The following is a 2960-nucleotide window of genomic DNA, read 5'->3' on the forward strand; positions in this document are numbered from 1 at the left end:
AGGGATTGAGACACATCTAAAAAAGCTTTTATCTTTTCTCTGTGTAGGCCGCAGGCCGCTCTGTGTCCTCGGTGGTGAACCGTCTTTTATGTTTTGATCTTTAAGGGATAAACCGATGAACCACCGAGAGCACCGGGCGCTTCGCTGCACAGAGGAAAAGATTGAGACACACTATAAATTTTTTTACCTTTTCTCTGTGTAGGCCGCAGGCCGCTCTGTGATCTCTGTGGTGAACCTGCTTTTGTGTTTTGATCTTTAAGGGATAAACCGATGAACCATAGAGGACACAGAGCGCTTGCTGCACAGAGAAAGTGTCAGCTTTACTCAAATATCAAATCTGCCCTGAAGATCACTAATTAGCTTTTGAGCAAAGTTCACTATTAGGGGAATATTATCTTTTGACAGATTAATTGCTTGGCTAAGCTGCCCTGCATCTTCAATGTATTCGTGAATCATTTGATTCCGAATTCTTCTTAGCTCTAACCACGTATCACTGCTTTCCAAATAGCCAAGCTTTTCAGCTCTATCCAGATTATCGATCGCGACACCTACTTTTTCTTGCGTAGCCTTGAGCCATGCAACCAACAACTTATCACCAACCGTATCTTGCAGGCGGCAGAAGCGCCCCACATAGGCCTCGAGCACCTCAGCCAAGTCAGGGTTAGTATCTAACTGCGCCGCCTTTTCCTCGTCAAAACCACCTGCAAATAGCTTTCCTTCAGAGTATTGTAGATGAGTAATTTCTTTTGACACGATTCGGCACAGATACCGTAGCCTTTCTAACTGACCTTGATCTAGGGTCATAACTTAATCCCGGTTTCTTTTGCTATGGTATGTATTGGCGAAAGCTCTACACTTGGTGTTTGAAGTATCACATCGGTTTTACGCCCATGAAACAAGCGAGATACTTGCGTGCTTATTTTAGCCGCAACGAATACGAGTTCGTCGATATCGTGCTTTGACACCACGAGTAGGTCTATATCACCGCCCTTTGCATGATCATCCACTCGCGAGCCGAACAACCACACTTCTACGCCAGGATCAATTAAACTGGCAACGATACCTTTAATGGATTGCGCTTGCCCTTCTGTAATTCTCATTTCTGCAAATGACTCTAACTATAATTTAAAGCAGTGAATTTTCATGCCTTATCTTACTGGAAGGAATTAGACTTTGGTAGCCACATAGCGCTTCGCTGCACCGAGGACGGGATAGAGCCACATCTAAAGAAAGCCTTAATCTTTACTCGGTGTAGGCCGCAGGCCGCTCTGTGTTCTCGGTGGTGAACCGTCTTTTGTGTTTTGATCTTTAAAGAAAACCAATTGAACCACAGAGGACACCGAGCGTTTCGCTGCACAGAGGAAGGAATTGAGACACTTCTAAAAAAAGCTTTTTATCTTTTCTCTGTGCAGGCCGCAGGCCGCTCCGTGTTCTCGGTGGTGAACCGTCTTTTAGGATTTTGAACTTAGGAATTCAATATACCATGGCATCGCTTCGGAAATACCTTCTAGAATTCGATACTCTGGCGCATAACCAAGCTTTGCCTTAGCTTTGCTTGTATCGGCTTGCGAGTGCCTTACATCACCAGCTCGGAAGTCTCTGTAAATTGGCTCTTTCGAAACATCAACATCATTCTCAGCTAGTGCTTTTTGTATAGATACATACAAGTCATTCAAGGTTGTACGATCACCCAGTGCGACGTTGTACACTTCATCTTTAGCTTCGTCAGGTGCAGTGGCCGCAAGAATATTCATTTGCACAGTGTTATCGATATAGCAAAAGTCTCGACTTGTTTCGCCATCGCCGTTAACGAAGACATCTTCACCTTCAATCATTGAAGAGGTCCACTTTGGAATAACCGCTGCATAGGCACCATTAGGGTCTTGTCGCTTGCCGAACACATTGAAATAACGCAAACCAATCGTTTTGAAGTCATAGGTTCTGGCATACACACTGGCATATAATTCGTTTACGTATTTGGTTACCGCATAAGGTGAAAGCGGATTGCCGATATTTTCTTCTACTTTAGGCAGCGCGGGGTGGTCACCATAGGTTGAACTACTGGCCGCGTAGGTGAAGCTTTTTACCTGCTCTTCTTTTGCAGCCTGGAGCATATTGAGAAAGCCAGTGATATTCGCTGCATTCGTGGTAATCGGGTCTGCGATAGAACGAGGAACGGAGCCAAGCGCTGCTTGGTGTAAAACATAGTCAGCACCTGAAACCGCCTTCTGGCAGGTTTCGTAATCTCTGATATCACCTTCGATAAATGAGAAGTTCTGCCACTGATCAGACGCTACCAAGCCTTGAACTTCATCTAAATTGTATTGATGCCCAGTGGCGAAGTTATCCAAACCTACAACTTTTTGGTTTAGTTTTAGCAGTGTTTCTAGCAGGTTAGAACCGATAAAACCGGCAACACCCGTTACCAACCAGGTTTTGGGGCTGTCTGTTAGCTGCTGTTTTACATTTTCATAACTTGTCACGACACTTATTTCCTTTCTATTTAGAGTTGCTCAGGGTTGTTTGAGACAGGGGCGGTATTGTTAATTATTCAGTTTCCGGCAAAGGTATCCGCTAGCTTGAGAACAGTAACGATTAAGGCTATCAAGCCTATGCTCCAGCGCATATTCTTGTTTATCGCTTCAGATATCTTCAATTCAATTCGTTTTTCAAAAGCGTCCATTCTAGCCCCCATAAGTTCGAAGCCTTTGTTTACCTTTTGTTCCAACAACTTGAATTCGCCTTTCAGGCCGACAAACTCGCCTCTTAGGCCTGTAAAGTCACCTTTCAAATCAGAAAACTCACCTTTCAAATCAGAAAACTCACCTTTCAAGCCAGCAAATTCACCTTTCAAGCCAGCAAATTCACCTTTAAGGCTTGCCACACTATCGGTCACTTCATTTAATTTTTCATCTAAATGATTGATATGATTATATTGCGACTTAAGCAGCAGTGTATTG

4 protein-coding genes are annotated in these 2960 nt (G+C 43.9%); all 4 read right to left on the reverse strand.

Translation table 11 applies throughout. The features are described 5' to 3' along the window. Positions 1–324: 324 nt before the first annotated feature. Entirely contained in the window at positions 325–804 is a 480-nt protein-coding gene (locus A3766_RS19700; RefSeq protein ID WP_068567985.1) for a hypothetical protein, read from the reverse strand. Next, the gene (locus A3766_RS19705; RefSeq protein WP_068508309.1) at positions 801–1100 is read right to left on the reverse strand and encodes a nucleotidyltransferase domain-containing protein; all 300 of its coding nucleotides are present in this window, start codon (positions 1098–1100) and stop codon (positions 801–803) included. The genes A3766_RS19700 and A3766_RS19705 overlap by 4 nt, the downstream gene beginning before the upstream one ends. Before the next feature lie 351 nt (positions 1101–1451). Continuing rightward, entirely contained in the window at positions 1452–2483 is a 1032-nt protein-coding gene (locus A3766_RS19710; RefSeq protein ID WP_068634327.1) for an NAD-dependent epimerase/dehydratase family protein, read from the reverse strand. Positions 2484–2551: 68 nt separating this feature from the next. Beyond that, positions 2552–2960 (reverse strand): hypothetical protein (locus A3766_RS31325; protein ID WP_197479643.1); only part of this gene is annotated, 409 nt, incomplete at its 5' end.

This window comes from Oleiphilus sp. HI0132 (genome assembly GCF_001635845.1).